Consider the following 20646-nt stretch of genomic DNA (forward strand, 5'->3'; position numbering starts at 1 on the left):
CTGACTAAGAGCAGCCATTGGCGCCGCAACAGCGAAAGTCAGTTTTGTCCGCTTCTGTGACATTCAGCTAACTCCTTAGTAAACCTGCTTGCTGGCACATTGCCTTGAATGTTCGCGCTAATCGGAAAATGCTTACCAGATCACGCGTTCCTAAGCACTGAAAACCTCGCTAGAATAGTTTTTTAGTCCGCCATCCGAGACACCCCAAAATGATCGAAATCCGCGACCTCCAACTCCTCAGTGCACTGGCGCGGCATCGTCATTTTGCCAAGGCGGCGGAAGAATGCGGGATATCGCAGCCAGCGTTCTCGATGCGCATCCGCAATCTTGAGGACAGGCTGGGTGTCTCCATCGTTCGTCGTGCCAATCGGTTTCAGGGCCTGACCGAAGAAGGCGAGATGATTGTCCAGCGCGCGCGGCGCATACTCGATGATACAAAGGCGCTTGAACAGCAGGTGCTGGCGGCCAAAGGCGAGATCACGGGAACTCTGATTCTTGGCGTCATACCAACGGCAATTGCTTTCACAGGCAGATTGACCAAGCGCCTGCGTCAGGCTCATCCACGGATTGTGACGCGGATTGAGACCATGTCGGCCACAGCCATTCAGCACCGGCTGGACGAAGGGAGTGTCGATGCCGGAGTCACCTATGGCGACAGTATCGGAACAGATTTGCGGCAGGTTCAACCGCTTTATGATGAATCCTATGTTCTGCTCGTGCCATCACACATGACGGCTGAAACGGGTCCGATGCCCTGGGCGCGGGTGGCGGAATTCCCGCTCAGCCTGTTGGAGCCGCAAATGCAGAACAGGCGCATTCTGGATCGCATCTTTGCTGAACAGGGTCTGCATCCCGACATCGTTGCCGAGACCAGTGGATTTACCGCATCAATGGTGATGGCAAGGGAAGGGTTGGCGGCGACAGTGGTGCCGCGTGTTCTGATTAGTGCATTGGGTGATTTGAAAGGGACCCGTGTTCTGCCCTTGGTCGATCCGGTTGTCAGCAAACCGATCTGCCTTGCGACGTTGTCGCGTGATCCTGAATTGCCCACAGTCGAGGCGCTGCGAGACGTTGTGGCGTCTTTACGATGATAAACTGTCGTTATCGTGCGATATGAATTTGCTATTTGACGATATGATAATCTGATGAGACACGGGGCCTCAATCGGAGGGCATCATGGCACCATTAGATACCAAGCCATCAGGCGCACCCAAGGGCGTCTGGAAGTCAGGTAAAGGCAAAGGTCGGCACACGCCTAAAGGCCGTCAGTTCACGGATGAGGCGCAGGCTGAGATCGCGCGCCTTCTGGGCGACCGCCCGCGCCGCCGCGATCTGTTGATCGAGTTTCTTCATCTGATTCAGGACGAGCACGGCCATATCAGTGCGGATCACATCGCGGCGCTGGCTGTCGAATTGCGGATAGGGCAGGCCGAGATCTACGAGACCGCCACCTTCTATGCCCACTTCGATGTGGTGAAGGAAGATGAAACGCCCCCTCCGGCGTTGACCATTCGGGTCTGTGATTCACTGTCTTGCGAAATGGCAGGTGCCCAGCAGTTGCAGAAGGCGCTGGAAGACGGGCTTGACCCGTCACGGGTGCGTGTCCTCCGTGCGCCTTGCATGGGCCGGTGCGATACTGCCCCGGTGCTTGAAATCGGTCACAATCATATCGACCACGCGACGCCGGAAAAGGTGCAGGCCGCGATTGCCGCGGATGACACCCACGCGCACATCCCCGACTACGAAGCATTTGCCGCATATGCGGCAAATGGAGGCTACGCCAAGCTGAAAGAGCTGCGCGACGGTGGTGATTGGGAAAAGGTGCAGGAAGACGTCCTGTCCTCGGGCCTGCGCGGTCTTGGTGGCGCTGGCTTCCCGTCGGGCAAGAAATGGGGTTTTGTTCGTATGAACGAAGGCCCGCGTTATTTGGCCGTGAATGGCGACGAGGGCGAACCCGGTACATTCAAGGACCGCTACTATCTGGAGCGTACGCCGCATATCTTCCTCGAAGGCATGTTGATCGCGGCTTGGGCGGTTGAGGCTGAGACCTGCTTTATCTATATGCGCGACGAATATCCGGCGGTTATTGAAATCCTGACCCGCGAGATTGCCGCTCTGGAACAGGCCGGGATTGTTGAACAGGGTTACATCGACCTGCGCCGTGGTGCCGGAGCATACATCTGCGGTGAAGAATCCGCGATGATCGAGTCGATTGAGGGCAAAAAGGGCCTGCCGCGTCACCGTCCTCCGTTTGTGGCGCAGGTGGGTATCTTCAACCGCCCGACCTTGGTGCACAATGTCGAGACGCTCTATTGGGTGACCAAAGTGTGCCGCGAGGGGCCGGAATGTCTTAACAGCACCGAAAAGAATGGTCGTAAGGGACTGCGTAGCTATTCGGTCTCGGGCCGGGTGGCGAAGCCGGGGGTTTACCTGCTGCCGGCGGGTTCGACCATTTTGGACGTGATTGAGGCGGCCGGAGGTATGGCCGAAGGGCAGACATTCAAGGCGTACCAGCCGGGCGGTCCGTCCTCGGGTCTGTTGCCGGCGTCGATGGATGATATCCCGTTGGATTTCGACACGCTGCAACCGCATGGAACCTTTATCGGGTCCGCTGCGGTTGTGGTTCTGTCCGATCAGGACACCGCGCGCGATGCGGCGCTGAACATGCTGCGCTTCTTCGAGGATGAAAGCTGCGGCCAGTGCACGCCCTGCCGTGCAGGCTGTGAAAAGGCGGTGAAGCTGATGCAAGCTGACAAGTGGGATCAGGACCTACTGGAAGACCTGTGTCAGGTCATGGGCGATGCCTCGATCTGTGGTCTGGGGCAGGCGGCCCCGAACCCGATCCGCCTTGTCATGAAACATTTCGCTAACGAAATCTGAGGGAGACAGCCATGCTTGATGCAAGCCCAAACAAGACCGTCACCTTCAACCTGAACGGCGAAGACGTCACCGTGCCCGAAGGCTGGACCATCTGGGAAGCCGCCAAGGGGCAAGGGTTCACAATCCCGCACCTGTGTCACAAGCCGCAACCCGGTTACAGACCCGACGGCAATTGCCGCGCCTGTATGGTTGAGGTGGAAGGTGAGCGCACACTGGTTGCCTCGTGCATCCGCCCGGCGGCGGACGGTATGGTGGTGAAAACCGACAGTGACCGGGCCGAGAAATCGCGTGCCATGGTCATGGAACTGTTGGTTGCCGACCAGCCCGAGGAAGCCCACGACACGTCCAGCCATTTCTGGGATATGGCGAAACTGAACGATGTCAGCGACAGCCGTTTCCCGGCGAAAGAGGCTGAGAAAATCCCGCTGTTGGATGACAGCCACGTTGCGATGCGCGTCAATTTGGACGCCTGCATCAACTGCAACCTCTGCGTTCGGGCCTGCCGTGACGTGCAAGTCAATGACGTGATCGGCATGGCCGGTCGTGGTCATACCGCGCAGGTGGTGTTTGACCAGAACGACCCGATGGGTGATTCAACCTGTGTGGCCTGCGGTGAATGCGTTCAGGCCTGCCCGACAGGCGCCCTAATGCCTGCAACTGTGCTGGATGACCAGCAGAGGGGTGACAGCAAGGATTACGACAGCGAAACCGAAAGCGTCTGCCCGTTCTGCGGCGTTGGCTGCAAAGTCTCGCTGAAGGTCAAAGACGGCAAGGTTAAATATGTCGAGGGTATCAACGGCCCCGCCAACGAAGGCCGCCTGTGCGTCAAAGGCCGCTTTGGTTTCGACTATATCCACCACCCCCATCGCCTGACCAAGCCGCTGATCCGGCGCGACGATGCACCGGCCAAGGGCCTGAATGTTGATCCCAGCGATCTGTCGACTCACTTCCGCGAAGCGACCTGGGAAGAGGCGATGGATCTGGCCGCCACCAAGCTGAAAGCCTTGCGCGAGGAAGATCCGCGCAGTGTCGCAGGCTTTGGCTCGGCCAAATGCACCAACGAAGAAGCCTATCTGTTCCAGAAGTTCATCCGTCAGGGCTTCCGCCACAACAACGTTGACCACTGCACCCGTCTGTGCCACGCGTCGTCGGTTGCGGCTCTGATCGAAAATGTCGGCTCCGGTGCTGTTACTGCTACCTTCAACGAGATCGAAAACGCGGATGTGGCGATCATTATCGGGGCCAACCCGATCGAAAACCACCCTGTCGCGGCGACCTACTTCAAGCAGTTCACCAAGCGCGGTGGCAAGCTGATCGTGATGGACCCGCGCGGCGTTGGGATGCGCAAGTTCGCGGATGAGATGCTGCAATTCCGCCCCGGTGCGGATGTCTCGATGCTCAACGCGATCATGAACGTGATCGTCGAAGAGGAGCTCTATGACAGCCAATACATCCACCGCTGGACTGAAAACTGGGAGGCCGAGAAAGAGCATCTGCGCGCCTTCACGCCTGAGGCAATGGCACCGATCTGCGGTATTGAACCGGATCAGCTGCGCCGCGTCGCGCGTACCTTTGCACAAGCCAAGGCCGGTCTGATCTTCTGGGGTATGGGCGTCAGCCAGCACATCCACGGAACCGATAATTCGCGCTGCCTGATCTCGCTGGCCTTGATGACTGGTAACGTTGGCAAGCCGGGCGCGGGTCTTCACCCGCTGCGGGGTCAGAACAACGTTCAGGGCGCCTCGGATGCGGGTCTGATCCCGATGTTCTTGCCGGATTACCAGTCGGTCACCGATGACGGCATTCGGGCCAAGTTCAACAATGTATGGAATGATGAGCGCGACTTCTCGAACGAGAAGGGCCTGACCGTTACCGAGATCATCGACCAAGCCTATGCGGGCAACATCAAAGGGATGTACATTCAGGGTGAAAACCCGGCGATGTCCGACCCGGATGTTGGCCACGCGCGCGACGCTCTAGCCAAGCTTGAGCTGATGATCGTGCAGGACATCTTCCTGACCGAAACGGCGAACTATGCCGACATCATCCTGCCTGCTTCGGCGCTGTATGAGAAGAACGGAACCGTGTCGAACACCAACCGTCAGGTGCAGCGTGTACGTCCGGCTGTGACGCCTCCGGGTGAAGCGCGCGAGGATTGGAAGATCACCGTTGAGCTTGCGCAGCGGATCGGTCTGAATTGGGATTACATGGATGTGTCTCAGGTTTTCGCCGAGATGAAGCTGACGATGAACTCGCTCGACAATATCACTTGGGAACGGCTTGAGACCGAGACGATCACCTATCCGTCTCTGTCCGAGACGGACCCCGGGCAGGCGATTGTGTTCGGCGACGGCTTCCCGCGCGCCGATGGTCGGGCCCGGTTCACGCCAGCCAGCGTCATTCCGCCGGATGAGGCGCCGGATGACGAATACCCCATGATCGCCACCACAGGCCGTCAACTGGAGCATTGGCATACGGGTTCGATGACCCGTCGGTCGAATGTCCTGGACACGGTCGAGCCCGAGGCGAACTGTTCGCTGAACCCCCGCACGCTGAAACTGATGGGGATCGAGCCGGGTGAGATGATCCGTCTGACCACCCGTCGCGGATCGATCGAGATCATGGCACGTGCTGACCGGGCGATCGCCGAAGATATGGTATTCATCCCGTTCGCCTATGTTGAAGCGGCGGCGAATATCCTGACCAATTCGGCCATCGACCCATATGGCAAGATCCCCGAGTTCAAGTTCTCGGCTATTCGTGTCGAAAAGATCGAAGAGGCCATCGCTGCGGAATAGACTTTATGCATCCGGGAAAGGGCGGCGTTTAGGCACGTCTGTTATCGGAAGTGTTGCATAGTCAAAAAACGCAAGGTGCAACGGCTCTTACAAGAAAAACATCCTCGCAGAGCGCTGCGAGGGTTTTTTAGCTTGGAGAGTGTCGGCTGAGCGGACAAAGCCGCCTTATGCTCATCGCTTTCTGATGACTGATCTCACACCGAAGCGGACCTTCATTACGAGCTTTACATCCTCCGAGATGCGTACGAAGCGGGCATTGCTCAAGGCGACTAACGCACAGTATCTGCCGTCCGTCGCTTGCGACTACTAAACTGTCCTACCAGAGAATAATTCGCAGTCGTCTGACAGTCTCTGGCCCAAACATAGGGGGCTAGACACCAGAGCTGAAGCGTGGCTGGATTGCTTAGAGATTGTCTAGTCGGACGGAGATCCCCAAAATGAAAAGAAATGCAAACAAGCTGTTAGTGATTTCCGCTATTGCTATCGCTCTTTTGGGGTCCGGTGCGGTATTTACTGCTTCTGCAAAACCAGCAAGCGCAGAGGCTGGTTATTTCTGGGATGAAACCGTTGAGTCTGTAGATAGAAGCCCTTGGATATTTGAAGGCACAAGTGTTTTTGGCGAATTAGCACGAGTTCCACCGTCAGATTGGGTGCGTACTTTGGAAAAAGCGGCATACCCAACTGAGCTTGAGACTTTTGTTTTCACAGCTAGCAATAATGAAGAACAGAACATCAACGACTGGTTGCATCAAACGCATACCGATAGCTTTTTGATTTATCACGATGGCAAATTGGTCGCTGAAAAGTATTTCAATGGCATGAGAGCTGATACGCCTCACCGCATTCACTCGATCACCAAGACAGTGTTGGGTATGGCAGCGGGGCTGGCGGTTGAGGCGGGAGAATTAGATACTAAAAAGCTGATCACCGAATACCTGCCAGAGTTGGAAGGCCCAGCATTCAAAAATACAACAGTTAGACACCTACTTGATATGACCGCTGCTGTTGATTGGAAAGATGCCTCTAGCGGCTACTTAGACGATGCCGGTGATCTGTTCTGTGCCTTTGGTCAGGACCTCTCTGAAAAGGTTGAAATTTGTGATACTGAGTCTGGTGTTAAAGAGTACATGATCTCTCTTAGTGATCGCGAGACCTTGGTAGAAGACGGTGAAGTTTATAGTTACCGTTCAGTGCTATCTGCGCTGCTGGGTATGGTTATCGAGTCGGCAACTGGAGAAAGCTATCTGGATGTACTGGCCGAGTTGTGGCAGGACATCGGTGCTCAGGACCCTGCATATAGCGAACTAGGGCCCAAAAGGATTGTGCAAACGAGTGGTGGGTTGTTTACCAGCTCTCGTGACCTATTGCGATTTGGCATAATGATGCTGGACAACGGAAAGGTTAACGACACTCAAGTTATTCCTCCAAATTGGATAGCTGACACGATTCAAGCAAATGATGACGTTATCGCAGCTTATGAGAAAAGCGCATATGCAGAGGTGTTTGAAGGATTCCACTACCGTAACCAAGTCTGGGTCAAAGATAGAGAGAATGGTGCTTTCTACGGCATTGGTGTCTATGGGCAGCTATTGTATGTGAACCAGAAAGCCAATGTGGTTATGGTGAAGCTATCAAGCCAACCAGAAGTTCAGAACACAGCTATGTACCTGGACTCTATGGTTGCGATGAAAGGAATTGCAGAGACTTTGAGCAAGTGAATTTCAGATTATCTTAATCTAGTAAGCTGAGCCAAATGGCTCGGCTTATACTATAGAATGACTTAACAGTGTCGTCGGATTAGTACCGGGTGACCTCGACTGCGACCGCAGCAAACACCACACCAATCAAAAGTGCTTTTGTATTCACCGCCGAAAAGCTGGGGAGTTTAACCCGAAGAGACAGAGCTATTATCACGCCCCCTGTTAGCCCAGTTGCAATTGAATAGATCATGCTACTTTTGTCTGCGTTGAGACCGATCAATATGCCGACTGCAAGCGACGCGACAAAGTATGCGCGTAGCCATCCAGACATGTGCCCGGGGTGGGTCTTATAAAGAAAGATATTCACCCCAAACAAATGCAATGAATAGGCCAACGTCCCAACAGCGTACAGCTCAGGTGATGTTCCCGTCGTTTGCATGACGGTAATGGCAAGCAAGCAGTTATAGGTTCCAAGCGCCACCGTGTCCAAGCCGAGCGACAACCTGTTATCGGTCCCCGTGTCGCGACTGGCTTCCAGCAAGTAGTAAATGAGAAATCCTAGGAGCGAATAACCGAACAGCGAGTTTTCCCATTTCCCATTTGCAGCCAAATCGGCCGACAATTCACCGATTTTTGGCAATAAGAAAAGAAAAGCATAGCCAAGTCCGATCCCTGATGAAAAATCAGAAAGCCAGCCTGCTAGGGTGGGGAATCTCCGGTAAAAGGACACGCAGAAGACGTGAACAGTGCCGATGACTGCAATCGAAGTTATCGCGAGGTATGTCGACGCGTCGAACACGGCTAAGCTCCAATGATCACATTGCAATTTGCATGAGACATCCCTTGAGAGCAAAAGCACAACCCAAAAAGTGAAGAAGGTGCGGTTTGAATAGAACACTCAACGACAGCTTTCTTCTGCACTTCCGGCATTGATGCACGGTGCAGAAATTTGAACTTAGGGCTCGAAACTGACATTAAGGCTTCGCTGATCGTGGCAGCGCCGGAAACACAATCAGCGAATCCTCCGGTAAGAGGCTTGCTTTTGGGAGTTGTCTTTTTTCGTGATCAGTAGTCGCGTTCGAAAAAGATGCCGAGACCCGTCTCGCCGCGGCCGTCCACCGTACCGCGTACCGTGAAGCTGTCAGTGACGTCGAGGTTCAGGTTCACCTCGGTATCGCCCTCGGTATTGACGGTGAAATCGGTGTAGAGATTGTCGCTCAGATAGGCGCCCGCCCCCAACCGGCCGGCGCCCCCCTCGGTCGCTCCCACGTCGATGGTATCCAGTCCGGTCGCCTCGCGCACACCTTTGGTTGCGTCCCCGCCCGCACCGCTGAGCTGGGCAAGAGACGCCGCCATCTGTGCGATGACAAAGGGCGAAAGTTCAGAGAAGCGGTTGCCGAAAAGCAGCATGGCCAGGGCTTCTTCGGTCGGGCGCTCCGGGTCAGAGAATACGTCGACCTCGGGCGAGTCCAGCGGTCCGGCGATTTCGATCGTCGCGGTGCCGTCTGAGGTGCTGGTCGAGGATTCGAACTCGATATAGGGGGTCAGGTCGCCCTGCAGGGTCACCAGACCTTTGGTCAGGGCAAGGCGGCGACCCAGGATGTCGATATTGCCCCGGATCAATTCGATCTGGCCCGACGGTATGACGGATGTTGTGGTTCCGCCGATCTGAATGCGTCCGCCCAGCTCAGCGTTGACACCACGGCCCCGCACAAAAACCGCCTTGGGTGCAAGCAAGCCGATATCCAGTGCCATGCGCGAATTGCTTTTGACCTCGTCTTCGGACTCCACCAGATTGGCGCGTTCCCGTGTGACGAACCCAGCACGGCTTTCATCGAGATGCTCGATCACGGGTATCGGTGCCGCGCCAACCGCCCCGGCAGCGGCGGCGAGGTTGATGTTGGTCTCACCAAAGGTGATCTGACCGGCCAGGGAACTGTTGCCCGCCAATGCTCCGGTCAAAGCGATCTGACCATTTAATGTGGTTTCGTAGAGCAGTTTATCAGTAAGGACGAGATTGTTGAGCGCGGTGGTGATCTGGGCGTTGAAGGGCGGGGTCAGATCAACGGGACCGTTGACGGTGAAACCTCCGCCGGCGCGCAGCCCGCCTTGCAGCGAAATCGTGGCGCGGCTTTGCGCGATATTGACCGAGCCTCCGATACCGGTGATCGTTTGCCCCACGTCCGGCAAAGCCATCGATGCGCCGGATGTTGAAACGGTCCCGCTGAGCGCACCCAGTGCAGGCGCCCCTTTCAGGGCCAGATCGAACCGGGCCGTGCCTTCCAGATTGTTGGGTGAGATAAAGGCGTTCGCGATGCCAATATTGACGCCGCCCTGCATCTTGAGATCCGCCTCGCCATTGTCTTCGTCAAACGTACCGGAGACGGTACCGTTGATCTGAGCCGGGCCGTCTGCCTTGGCGTCGATTGTCCACTTGCCTGCGTCACGGCGGGCGGTGCCGGACGCGGAGATGGTTCCCGGGAATTCGGGCACGACGCGCTCGATCCGGTTGAGGCGCGCCTCAAAGTCAAGATCGGCCGTGCCATTGGTGTCAACCGATCCGGTGAGATTGGCGTAAGAGCTGTCAGGACCCAACAGGCGCGCATTGCCCTCCAGGCCCGATCCGGTTGGCGCGACGTTGCCCTCCAGTTTGAGCGGCCCGGACAGCGTGGATGAAAGACGACCGACATTGTCCAGCATCGCCGAGAAATCCAGACCTCCTGCGTCGCGGTCCAGGCGGCCCGAGGCATTTGCGGTCAGTGCGGTGCCGTTCAGTTGGAACGTGCGGATGTTCAAGCCCTGATCATCGTTCTCCGCATCCACGTTTAGCGTTGTTCGTCCTTCAACCAGCGCATCGACTGCTTTGATCCCTGTTCCAAGATCATCTGCGCTCAGATTGCCTTTGACGTCAAATGTCTTGCTTCCCTGCGCCGCGCGGCCTGAGAGGTCTGCCTTGACCGCACCGGCCAGACCCCGCCCCGCCAGGCCCGAGAACAAAGACAAGTCCGGCGCGTTCAAACTGGCGCTTCCATCGACTGCAATATTGTCGGTCGGATAATCGATCGTCGCCCCGACCTGGGCGGTCAGAGCGGCGCTTTTCACGGTGGCATTTCGGATGACGATCTGATCGCCTGAATGTGCACCATCCAGATTGATCGATATGCGACCTTTCAGAAGCGGATCGAACTCGGTCATGCCGGTTTGGATACTTGTCCCGATCACGCTGGCCTGACCGTCGAATTCCAGCGTCTGGACGGTGCCTTTGCCATTCAGACGGGCTTGCAATGCGCCCGCCAAATCACGCTTGGCGATGCCGGAAAACACCGCCAGATCGGGGGCATTGACGCTGGCCTGACCATCAATGGTCAGATCGCCATTAGGAGTCGTGACCGTGCCGCTGGCTTGTGCCGTCAATGCATCGCCATTGATGGTGAATGCGCGAACGGTCACTCCGTCGGTGCCGCGTTTGGCATCCAAAACGATCTCGGTCTCGCCGGTGATCATGGGATCAATATCGTCGCGCCCGGTTACGAGATCGCGCCCATTCACCGCCACCTTGCCATCAAAACTGCGTTCCAGCGGTGAGCCCTTACCTTCGACACGGATCGAAGCCTCACCGCCAAGCTTGAGTTTGGCCAGATCAGAGAACCGCGACAGTTCATTCGCCTGCAATACTGCCTCGCCATCAACCTGCAATCCGGTAGCAAGCCCACTGACGACCGCATCGGCCCCGAGGGTGTAATCGCTGCCGACCAGTTCGAACCCGGAAAGTTGCAGTAACTGGTCTTTGCCATAGTCGAACTGCCCGTCCAGCGTGATCTGATCCCCGACGGCAGCATTCAATGCTGCGTCGGTCAAATCGACACCATCCAGAACAGCCTGCACATCGCCTTCCATCGACAAACCACCGGACTGGTCCAGCGTGCCTTGCCCGCTGATCCTTGCGTGATCCAGGTTCAGGTTGGGGGTCTCAATATTGCTCGTGGTCAGACTCAGGTCCCAGAGGTTACCGTTTGCAGCGTTGAACAATGCTGAAATCTGTGCCGCGCCAATGGAGGTGTCTCCTCCGCTGATGGGCAGGACAACGGTGTTACCGTCCGGCGGCGCTATGCGACCCTGCAGGGCGACCAGCTGCAACACTCCACCCGACGCAAGGGTCAACTCGCTTTTGAGTTCCAGCGCCTCGGATGTGACCTCGATATTCGAAATATCCAGCGCGCCGTCGGAATAGGTGCGCCCGTCCACCAGTAGTTGGGTGTCGGCGCCAAAGAATGTGTCCATCTCTTCGGCCAGAAACGGTGTCAGGTCGCCCCCGAGATCAGCGGTAAAGGCGATGCCGTCCGATGCAGTGCCGTTCTCTTCGGCGGTGCGCAGTTGAACCTGCCCGGACACGCGAAGTTGCTGATCACTGCTAAGCCCTATATCGGCATTGAAATCCGTTACAGGACCCGAGCCTTTCGCTGTCAGTTCGAGAGGCGGAGCATCGGGGATGGACAATGCGGTCGCGATCAATCCGCCGGACGCTTCCGAGACGGTCAGATCCAGATCGATCTGTCGGCTGTCGTTCTGAAAGCCTGCCTTGAGGTCAATCGTATCCCCCGCGCGGTCCAGCCGGTCGATATCCAGCGTAGTATCCAGCGTTCCGTCAGCCAGTGAAATGTTGCCGTTTACGGCAAGATCGGCAGCGACGCCGATCAGCGGTTTGCCCAGAGACAGATCATCGACCCGAAGTTCACCGATTTCGATGGAAACCGGAAGCTCGGGCAGTTGAAAGGGCTGGGTCTCAGCCGATGGGGGAGGTGTATCCTTGGTTGTTGTGCCCGGAGCGCGGGCAACGTCGATTTCCTGCGCCGAAAGTGTATTGACCGAGAACCTGCCACGCAGCAGCGCCAGCCTGTTCCAATCCAGTTCGGCATTTTTGATGGTCAGCCAGACGCCCTCGTCATCGGCAACGGTGATTTCCTGAATGGTCGCGCGGGAACTTAAGGCACCTTCCAGCCCGATCACCCGGACATTCTGGTCATCGCCTGAAAGGGTATCCTGCAGGAACCGTTCGATCATGCTGCCGCCCTCGTCCTGAGCGACCGCCGCAATTGGTGCGATCATCGCTGCCGAGCTTAGCAACAGTGGATATGCAACGCGACGCATCATCAGAATGCCTGCCCGATCCCGAGGTAAAATTGAAGCCCGTCGCCGGTGTCGCCCTGAACCGGCACCGCAAGGTCAAAACGCAAGGGGCCGAAGCCTCCCAGATCATACCGGATTCCAAGCCCCGCGCCAGAATGCTCTTGCGAACCGCTGCCGATGAACGAGGACGTGTCGACCACTCCGTAATCGTAGAACCCGACTAACGAGATGGCATCGGTTACACGTCCGCGTACTTCGGCTGACAGGCCCAGGAACGATTTCCCCCCGGCGACGCCATCTCCGACGGGGATGCCGAGGCTTTCATACGGCTGACCGCGCACCGTTCCCGCGCCGCCCGAGAAAAACAGAAAGTCCGGGGTAACGCCATCCGCAGGCGGTCCGATGACCGATCCCAGTTGCACGCGCCCTGCCAGCACCAGCCGACCGGCCGTGCCCAGATCATTATAGGCGCGCCCGTCAAAGAACATTCGAAAGCCGGTGTCCGAACCCGAGAATCCCACGAAGGGCATCAGCTGTGAATCCAGATAGTACCCCCGCGTGGCGCTGACTTTACTGTCACGCTCATCCCACTCGGACCGGAAAGGAATGATAAAGTACCGGAACTTGCGCCCGTTGCCATAGGCGTCATCCGCGTCCGACCATTGGAACCCTGCCGAGGCTTCGGCATAAAGACGGTCCGAGAATGTACGGCGGGCACCATAAGCAAGCGAGGCGACCGAAACATTGTAGTTCTCGGTATTGCGCCGCTCCAGCAGGGCGCTCCAGAATGTATTGTCATCGGGTCCCAGACGGTCGGGTTGGTCCAGGCGCAGGCCAATGCGCCCGTCGATATCCTCGGCGCCGCCGATGTTGCGGATCGCGGCCTCGAACCTCAGCCGCTCAGCCCGCCTGAACACGTTTCGATGGGTCCATGTGGCTGTAACGTCCACCCCATCGCGCGATGCGATTTCGGCACCGAAGGTCAGCCGGCGCGGTGGCAGGTCCTCAAACGTCGCGTCGAAATCCAGCGTGCCATCCGGGTTCGGTTCGTCATGCTCCTTAAGCGCGACGGTGCTGAACGTGCCGGTGCGTCGCAGCCGTGTGCCGACCTTTTGCACCTGTTCCGGCGAATACACCTCGCCTGACGGGAAACCTGCGATTTTTTCGATTGAGCGGTGGCGGACATTGGTGTCGCCCTGAATGATCATCTTGCCGAATCTCAGCCTCGGGCCGGGGGCCAGATCAATCGTCGCGTCCAGCCGTGCCTGGGCATGGCGCGCGATCACCGTTTGATCTGCCACTTCCGCCTTGGCATGGCCGGTGTCGCGCCAGCCCTGCACCCCGGCCGAGGCTGCTTGTTGGATCGCCCCTGTGGTCGCAGTCTTGCCCGTGGCGAATTCTTCAGGCAGTTCGGTGCCCGGGGCCAGCGGTTGCACGATCGCCGTGCCGAATTTGAACTTTCGTCCCGGTGTCACAAGGATCGTTGCCCGTCTGAACTGTGCCGGGACGTTCAGGGAGTTGATATTGGCGGCTTCCTGACCGTCCAGTTTGATACTGACGACGGGGCTGAAATAGCCTTCATCATACATGATCTGAACGATGGTTCGGTAGTCGGACAGAGCTGCTGACAGGATTTCCAGCGACGTATCAAGGCCCCGCGATTCCGAGGTGAAGACGGAAGACGTTTCTTCCAGCCGGTCCACGAGGTCCTTCGAGGCGCCGGGTGCGGACAGGGTGGTTTCCAAAGCATTTGCGAGATTGGGAGCGAGGGCAATCAGTACGCCATAGAGCCAGCATCTCAGAACGCTGCGCGGTCTGCTCCCTGTCATTGTCTGGCTCCAACTGCCCCAAGTCGAAATCGCTATCGCCGCGATCCAATACGAATGCGGCGTGTTGAATTCATTTAGAGCATCTGACGGCGCTTAGGGGAAGAACTAAACAAGGCTCAGTCGCTTTTATTGACCGCCACAAGTGCCAATCCGCTAGAGACCGGCATTTCGGAACCAGCGGACAATCGCCTCCCGATCTTCGGGCTCCATATACGTCACGTTCGCAGGCGGCATTGCGTGGGTGACGCCGGATTGCAGGTAAATCTGCTGCGCATTCTGCGCAATGTCGGCCTCGGTTTCCAGCAAGACGCCCTTGGGCGCCCAAAGGATACCTTCCCAAACAGGCTCGCGCGCGTGGCACATGGAACAGCGGCCCAGCACGACATCGTGCGCTTCTTCAAAGCCTTCCGCGGCTGCGAATTTCTGTTCATAGGGCGTGAGCTGCTGCGCTTCGGCCTCTTCCAGCGGGTCGTGCATCGAGGCGGTCGACAGCCACATGATAGCAAGGAACAGCAGGGCGGTTACGGCCCATGTCCAGGTTGGGTTGCCGGCGCGCGCGTGGCGGGTGTTGAAATAGTGCCGGATGGTGACACCCATGAGGAAGACCAGTGCGGCGATGATCCAGTTATACTTGGTCGCGAAAGCCAGCGGGTAGTGGTTCGACAGCATCAGGAATACGACGGGCAAGGTCAGATAATTGTTGTGGGTCGAACGCAGCTTGGCGATCTTGCCGTACTTCGGGTCAGGTGTACGTCCGTTTTTGAGATCATCCACCACAATGCGTTGGTTTGGCATGATGATGAAGAACACGTTCGCGGTCATGATCGTGGCCGTGAACGCCCCCAGATGCAGCATCATCGCGCGGCCGGTGAAGATCTGGTTATAACCCCAGCCCATCGCCACCAGCAGGACGAACAGCAGAACCATCAGCAGTGTCGGGCGTTCGCCGAGCCCCGATTTGCACAGGAAGTCATAGGCCAACCAACCGACAGTCAGCGAGGCAGCCGAGATCAGGATGCCTTGCCACAGCGCCAGATCGGCCTTTTGGGCGTCGATCAGATACAGCTCTCCGCCGACCCAATAGACGATCATCAGCAGTGCAGCGCCGCTGAGCCATGTGGCATAGCTTTCCCATTTGAACCAGGTCAGGTGGTCGGGCATCCGTTCGGGCGCAACAAGATATTTCTGGATGTGGTAGAATCCGCCGCCGTGGACCTGCCATTCCTCGCCGTCCGCCGGGCCGGGGATGTCGCGGTTCAGGCCAAGGTCCAGCGCGATGAAATAGAAGGATGATCCGATCCAGGCGATCGCAGTGATGACATGCAGCCAGCGCACGCCAAAACCAATCCAATCCCAGAACACGGCGAAGTCGTACATGCTAATGTCTCCGATTGCGTTGCGCCACACTAGGCAAACGGGCTTTTCTTCGGTATTCCCGTATATTGTCAAACTGTATCAAAAAAAACGATAAGATGTCCTATCTCGACAACATTCGCACCTTTGTACGGGTTTATGATCTGGGCAGTATGTCAGCCGCCGGGCGCGATATGCGAATCTCACCTGCGGTGACATCGGCGCGGATTTCGCAGCTTGAGGATCATTTGGGGGTGCGCCTGTTTCAACGGACCACGCGCAACCTGACCCCGACCGAGCAGGGGCGGGCGTTTTATCCCGGTGCAGTCGCAGTTCTGGATGCGGTGGATGAGGCCGAGGCGCAGGTCACGCATTTGACCGAAGCGCCCCGCGGATCGCTGTTTGTGGCCGCGCCGTTGGGGGTCGGGCGCCGGTTGCTGGCGCCTCACGTGCCCGATTTTCTGTCGGAATACCCTGAGATCGATGTACGGCTCAGGTTGACGGACCGCTCGGTCGATTTGACTACCGAAGGGCTGGATCTGGCCTTTTTCATTGGCCAGCCCGAGGACAGCACTCTGCGCATCCGTAAGATCGCGGATTGCCAGCGCGTGCTCTGCGCGGCCCCGGATTACGTGAGTCGATGTGGGATGCCCGAATCTGGGACCGACCTGATTTCAGGCAAGCACGAGTGTCTGAACCTGCGCTTCCCCGGCGCGGCAGAGTTTCAGTGGATGCTGGAAACATCTGATGGCCCGAAACGGTTCGCTGTTTCGGGCCGTTATGAGTGTGACGATGGCGACGTGCTGACCGATTGGGCGTTGTCTGGGCAGGGGATTGCCATGAAACCTGTTTTCGAGGTGTCCGAACACCTGAAAGCAGGACTGCTGATCCCGGTGGCGACGCAAACGCCTCCGGTTCCGGTACAGATGGCCTGTTTGTACACCCATCGCCGCCATCAGGACCCCAAGGCGCGGCTGTTTATGGACTTCATGATTGACCGCATCGGCAAGGTGGTCCGCAGCGCCGAAATCTAGGCCTAGCTGCCCCGATAGGTCGAATACCCATAAGGGGATAGAAGCAGCGGCACATGGTAATGGGCATCCGGGTCGGACATGCCAAAGCGGATCGGAACCTGATCCAGAAACAGTGGGTCATCACCGTCCTGACCCGTTGCGCGCAGGTAATCTCCGGCAAAAAAGATCAATTCATATGTGCCGGTCTTGAAGTCGTCCTGCGGCAGGATCGGACTGTTGGTTCGGCCATCCGCGTTGGTTTCCATCTCGACCAGTTTGCGATGAGAGTTTCCAGACACCGCATAAAGTGCGATTTTCAGACCTTCGGCGGGGCAGCCGCGCGCCGTGTCCAGAACGTGGGTCGTCAGATAGCCAGCCAAGGGTCTCTCCTATGTGTTTGCTTCGGTGTGCCACAGTCTGGGACAAACCGCAAAACGGTTGAAATGCCGAAAGAACCGGAAACAGTGTTCGGATTGATTTGATAATCAAAGGAGTGTTTCTGGGGTAAACCTGTCAAAACACCTAACGGACTGGAAGACCCTATGCAGCCGCCTCGTTACCCCCGTGATATGATCGGATACGGAGCCAACCCGCCTGATGCCGCATGGCCCGGCGGGGCAAAACTGGCTGTGCAGATCGTGCTGAATTACGAAGAGGGCGGCGAAAACTGTATTCTGCACGGGGATGCCGCGTCCGAGGCGTTCTTGTCCGAGATCGTGGGCGCGGCGCAATGGCCTGGCCAGCGTCACTGGAGCATGGAATCGATCTACGAATACGGGGCGCGGGCGGGGTTCTGGCGCCTGCATCGGTTGATGAAAGATCTGCCGATCACCGTTTATGGCGTGGCCACAGCGCTGGCGCGTTCACCGGATCAGGTGGCGGCGATGAAATCGGCCGGGTGGGAGATCGCCAGCCATGGCCTGAAATGGGTCGAGCACAAGGACATGCCCGTAGAACAAGAGCGAGCCCAGATCGACGAGGCGATCCGCCTTCATACCGAGGTCGTAGGAGAACGCCCGCGCGGTTGGTACACCGGGCGTTGTTCGGACAACACCGTGCGACTGGTCGCCGAGGAAGGTGGCTTTGCCTATGTCGCGGACACCTATGCAGACGATCTTCCGTACTGGATGCCGGCCGGTGGGCGGGATCAGTTGATCGTTCCTTATACGCTGGACTGCAACGATATGCGCTTTGCCACGCCGCAGGGGTTCAACGCCGGGGATCAATTCTATTCCTACCTGAAAGACAGCTTCGATGCGCTTTATGCAGAAGGTGAAGCTGGCGCGCCCAAAATGCTGTCGATCGGCCTGCACTGCCGCCTGATCGGGCGTCCGGGGCGGGTCATGGCGTTGAAACGGTTTCTGGATTACGCGCGCGGGTTCTCGGATGTATGGTTCGCAACGCGTTTGCAGATTGCGGAGCATTGGGCCGAAACGCACCCATCGGTTGTGCGTCCAAAACCCTCGCGGATGGGGCGCGATGAATTTGTGTCTGCGTATGGAGGGATTTTCGAGCATTCCGCTTGGATCGCCGAGCGTGCCTATGATCTGGAATTGGGTGCGGCGCATGATACCGCGGGCGGCTTGCACAATGCTTTGACCCGCATGTTCCGATCCGCCTCAGCCGAAGAACGGTTGGGGGTTTTGACAGCTCACCCCGATCTGGCCGGTAAACTGGCACAGGCCAAGCGGCTGACACAGGAAAGCACATCCGAGCAAGCCTCGGCAGGGCTGGATGCGCTGACGGATGAGGAACGCGCCACCTTCACCGATCTGAACCAGCGCTACACTGACAAATTCGGCTTTCCGTTCATCATTGCAGTGCGGGACCACAACAAAGCTTCGATCCTTGGTGCATTCCAGCGGCGCATCGAACAGGATCGCGATACGGAATTTTCCGAAGCCTGCAAACAGGTCGAGCGGATCGCCGAGTTTCGTTTGCGCGATGTGCTGCCCTCATGACCCGGATTGTCGCTGAACCGATCTCGACCGAAGCCTTCGCGCCCTTTGGTGATCTGATCGATATCTCGGGCGCGCCTGACAAGATCATCAATCAGGGCCAGTGCGGGCGGTACCATGACCGAGCCAGGATGGATTTTGGTGATGCGGACGCCGGTATCAGCCTGTTCAATGCCAATCCACGCGAATTGCCATACCTGCTGGAGATGGTCGAGCGTCATCCCGATGGCAGTCAGGCTTTCATCCCGATGACCCATCAGTCTTTCCTGGTGATCGTCGCCCCGGATGAAGAGGGACAACCGGGGCGGCCATGCGCATTCATCACTCATCCCGGACAGGCAGTGAACTATCACCGGGGCACATGGCACGGGGTTCTGACACCTTTGTACGCCCCCGGCCTGTTCGCGGTTGTTGATCGGATCGGGGAAGGCCCGAATCTGGAAGAACACTGGTTCAGCACACCGTACGAGGTGGTCGATCGCTGAAACCAGAACCGAAGCCGCCAGAGAAGCGGCAAGACCCCCATTGGATCTTAGGGAGGACATTGAGATCATGGCTGAAACTTCGATAGGGACGCCCGAACAGCTTCGGGACCCGAATTACACACCCGCCCTGCACAAGGCGATACCGCTGGGCATTCAGCACGTTCTGGCGATGTTCGTTTCAAACGTGACCCCGGCCATCATCGTGGCCGGTGCAGCCGGGTTTGGATTTGGCTCGAATTCCCCGGATTTTCCTGAACTGCTCTACCTGATCCAGATGTCGATGCTGTTTGCGGGTCTTGCGACCCTGCTGCAGACTGTGACGCTAGGCCCGGTGGGTGCTGCGTTACCGATTGTACAGGGAACGAGTTTTGCGTTCCTTCCCGTCATGATCCCTCTGGTCGCTGGCAAAGGTGTGGATGCTTTGGCGGCGCTGTTTGGCGGCGTCCTGATTGGTGGTTTGTTTCACGCCTTCCTTGGCCTGTTCATCGGAAAGATAAGGTTTGCGTTGCCACCGCTGGTGACGGGATTGGTGGTGACCATGATCGGTTTGGCGCTGGTCAAGGTCGGCATACAATATTCTGCGGGCGGCGTGCCTGCGATTGGCACCCCGGAATACGGATCGCTGCTCAATTGGTCCGCTGCGCTGGTTGTGGTTGTTGTGACTCTGGGGCTCAAGTTCTTTGCGCGCGGTATGCTTTCGGTCTCTGCGGTGTTGGTCGGGTTGGCCGTCGGCTATGTCTATGCCCTGATGGTTGGCATGGTGACGTTCGAAGCCATTGGCACAAGTTGGTCGCGCGCCTCGGCCTTTGCGCTGCCGGTGCCGTTCAAATATGGGTTCGAGTTCTCGCTGGCCGCCGTGATCGGGTTTGCTCTGATGTCCTTCGTTTCGGCCATCGAAACCGTCGGGGACGTGTCGGGGATCACCAAGGGCGGGGCAGGTCGCGAAGCCACCGACGAGGAGATCGCGGGCGCGACCTACGCCGATGGTTTCGGAACTGCGCTTGCGGGCATGTTCGGCGGTTTTCCCAATACGTCGTTCAGCCAGAATGTCGGCTTGATCGCGATGACCGGCGTGATGAGCCGCCATGTGGTGACCTGCGGGGCCGTGTTCCTGATCCTGTGCGGGCTCGTGCCAAAGGTCGGAGCAATCATCCGCACCGTGCCTATCGAGGTGCTGGGCGGCGGTGTGATCGTCATGTTCGGTATGGTGGTCGCGGCGGGTATCTCGATGCTGTCGGATGTGGGTTGGAACCGCCGCAATATGGTGATCTTTGCGATTTCGCTTTCGATTGGTCTTGGGCTGCAGTTGGAACCTGGAGCGGTTCAGCACCTGCCGGATACCTTGCGTATTCTGATGACCAGTGGCCTGCTGCCTGCTGCCCTGATTGCAATCGTGCTGAACCTGATTCTGCCTGAGGAACTGGCCGAAGAATCGACCGAAGAGGTTTCGGGTGGGATGGCCGGACACGGGGCGGGCAGTCTGCCTCACGATTGAGTTTCGTG

The 20646-nt window shown here is 57.7% G+C and carries 13 protein-coding genes; 8 read left to right on the top strand and 5 right to left on the bottom strand.

The features are described 5' to 3' along the window. The first annotated feature begins 209 nt into the window (after nt 1-209). From RA27_RS11330 to RA27_RS11345, 4 genes are all read left to right on the top strand, one after another. Entirely contained in the window at nt 210-1091 is an 882-nt protein-coding gene (locus RA27_RS11330) for a LysR family transcriptional regulator (RefSeq protein WP_039538702.1), read from the top strand. 85 nt (nt 1092-1176) lie between these two features. Next, complete coding sequence (locus RA27_RS11335; protein WP_039538705.1) at nt 1177-2880, top strand: NAD(P)H-dependent oxidoreductase subunit E; 1704 nt, start codon at nt 1177-1179, stop codon at nt 2878-2880. Nucleotides 2881-2891: 11 nt separating this feature from the next. Continuing rightward, nucleotides 2892-5678, top strand: coding sequence for a formate dehydrogenase subunit alpha (fdhF, locus tag RA27_RS11340; RefSeq protein WP_039538708.1), 2787 nt, complete (start codon nt 2892-2894; stop codon nt 5676-5678). A 437-nt stretch (nt 5679-6115) separates the two neighbouring features. Further along, nucleotides 6116-7396, top strand: coding sequence for a serine hydrolase (locus tag RA27_RS11345; protein ID WP_039538711.1), 1281 nt, complete (start codon nt 6116-6118; stop codon nt 7394-7396). Nucleotides 7397-7475: 79 nt separating this feature from the next. Here RA27_RS11345 and RA27_RS11350 read toward each other — a convergent pair whose 3' ends face one another. From RA27_RS11350 to RA27_RS11365, 4 genes are all read right to left on the bottom strand, one after another. Next, nucleotides 7476-8177, bottom strand: coding sequence for a hypothetical protein (locus RA27_RS11350; protein ID WP_152610700.1), 702 nt, complete (start codon nt 8175-8177; stop codon nt 7476-7478). A gap of 266 nt (nt 8178-8443) precedes the next feature. Then, nucleotides 8444-12526: a translocation/assembly module TamB domain-containing protein gene (locus RA27_RS11355; RefSeq protein WP_039539057.1), complete on the bottom strand. Its 4083-nt coding sequence runs from the start codon at nt 12524-12526 to the stop codon at nt 8444-8446. A gap of 2 nt (nt 12527-12528) precedes the next feature. Further along, the gene (locus tag RA27_RS11360; protein WP_039538717.1) at nt 12529-14334 is read right to left on the bottom strand and encodes a BamA/TamA family outer membrane protein; all 1806 of its coding nucleotides are present in this window, start codon (nt 14332-14334) and stop codon (nt 12529-12531) included. Between the two features lie 153 nt (nt 14335-14487). Then, nucleotides 14488-15711: a urate hydroxylase PuuD gene (locus RA27_RS11365; protein ID WP_039538720.1), complete on the bottom strand. Its 1224-nt coding sequence runs from the start codon at nt 15709-15711 to the stop codon at nt 14488-14490. 95 nt (nt 15712-15806) lie between these two features. Between RA27_RS11365 and RA27_RS11370 the strand changes: the two genes are divergently transcribed. Next, on the top strand, nt 15807-16721 hold the full coding sequence (locus RA27_RS11370; RefSeq protein ID WP_039538723.1) for a LysR family transcriptional regulator: 915 nt from the start codon (nt 15807-15809) through the stop codon (nt 16719-16721). 2 nt (nt 16722-16723) lie between these two features. Here RA27_RS11370 and uraH read toward each other — a convergent pair whose 3' ends face one another. Further along, entirely contained in the window at nt 16724-17080 is a 357-nt protein-coding gene (uraH, locus tag RA27_RS11375) for a hydroxyisourate hydrolase (RefSeq protein WP_039538726.1), read from the bottom strand. Between the two features lie 162 nt (nt 17081-17242). Here uraH and puuE point away from each other — a divergent pair, with 162 nt between their 5' ends. The 3 genes from puuE to RA27_RS11390 all read left to right on the top strand — a co-directional run bounded on the left by puuE (nt 17243) and on the right by RA27_RS11390 (nt 20638). After that, the gene (puuE, locus tag RA27_RS11380) at nt 17243-18661 is read left to right on the top strand and encodes an allantoinase PuuE (RefSeq protein WP_039538730.1); all 1419 of its coding nucleotides are present in this window, start codon (nt 17243-17245) and stop codon (nt 18659-18661) included. Next, entirely contained in the window at nt 18658-19143 is a 486-nt protein-coding gene (locus tag RA27_RS11385; protein ID WP_039538733.1) for an ureidoglycolate lyase, read from the top strand. Before puuE ends, RA27_RS11385 begins: the two co-directional genes overlap by 4 nt. 67 nt (nt 19144-19210) lie before the next feature. Further along, on the top strand, nt 19211-20638 hold the full coding sequence (locus tag RA27_RS11390; RefSeq protein ID WP_039538736.1) for a nucleobase:cation symporter-2 family protein: 1428 nt from the start codon (nt 19211-19213) through the stop codon (nt 20636-20638). The last annotated feature ends 8 nt before the right edge of the window (nt 20639-20646 follow it).

The organism is Ruegeria sp. ANG-R, assembly GCF_000813985.1.
Taxonomy (GTDB): Bacteria; Pseudomonadota; Alphaproteobacteria; order Rhodobacterales; family Rhodobacteraceae; genus Ruegeria.

What these genes read in the sequence shown, in the direction of transcription:
- fdhF (WP_039538708.1), top strand. Translation starts at nt 2,892, where the DNA reads ATGCTTGATGCAAGCCCAAACAAGACCGTCACCTTCAACCTGAACGGC.
- RA27_RS11330 (WP_039538702.1), top strand. Translation starts at nt 210, where the DNA reads ATGATCGAAATCCGCGACCTCCAACTCCTCAGTGCACTGGCGCGGCAT.
- RA27_RS11345 (WP_039538711.1), top strand. Translation starts at nt 6,116, where the DNA reads ATGAAAAGAAATGCAAACAAGCTGTTAGTGATTTCCGCTATTGCTATC.
- RA27_RS11390 (WP_039538736.1), top strand. Translation starts at nt 19,211, where the DNA reads ATGGCTGAAACTTCGATAGGGACGCCCGAACAGCTTCGGGACCCGAAT.
- RA27_RS11365 (WP_039538720.1), bottom strand. Translation starts at nt 15,711, where the DNA reads ATGTACGACTTCGCCGTGTTCTGGGATTGGATTGGTTTTGGCGTGCGC.
- RA27_RS11370 (WP_039538723.1), top strand. Translation starts at nt 15,807, where the DNA reads ATGTCCTATCTCGACAACATTCGCACCTTTGTACGGGTTTATGATCTG.
- RA27_RS11385 (WP_039538733.1), top strand. Translation starts at nt 18,658, where the DNA reads ATGACCCGGATTGTCGCTGAACCGATCTCGACCGAAGCCTTCGCGCCC.
- RA27_RS11360 (WP_039538717.1), bottom strand. Translation starts at nt 14,334, where the DNA reads ATGACAGGGAGCAGACCGCGCAGCGTTCTGAGATGCTGGCTCTATGGC.
- puuE (WP_039538730.1), top strand. Translation starts at nt 17,243, where the DNA reads ATGCAGCCGCCTCGTTACCCCCGTGATATGATCGGATACGGAGCCAAC.
- RA27_RS11335 (WP_039538705.1), top strand. Translation starts at nt 1,177, where the DNA reads ATGGCACCATTAGATACCAAGCCATCAGGCGCACCCAAGGGCGTCTGG.
- RA27_RS11355 (WP_039539057.1), bottom strand. Translation starts at nt 12,526, where the DNA reads ATGCGTCGCGTTGCATATCCACTGTTGCTAAGCTCGGCAGCGATGATC.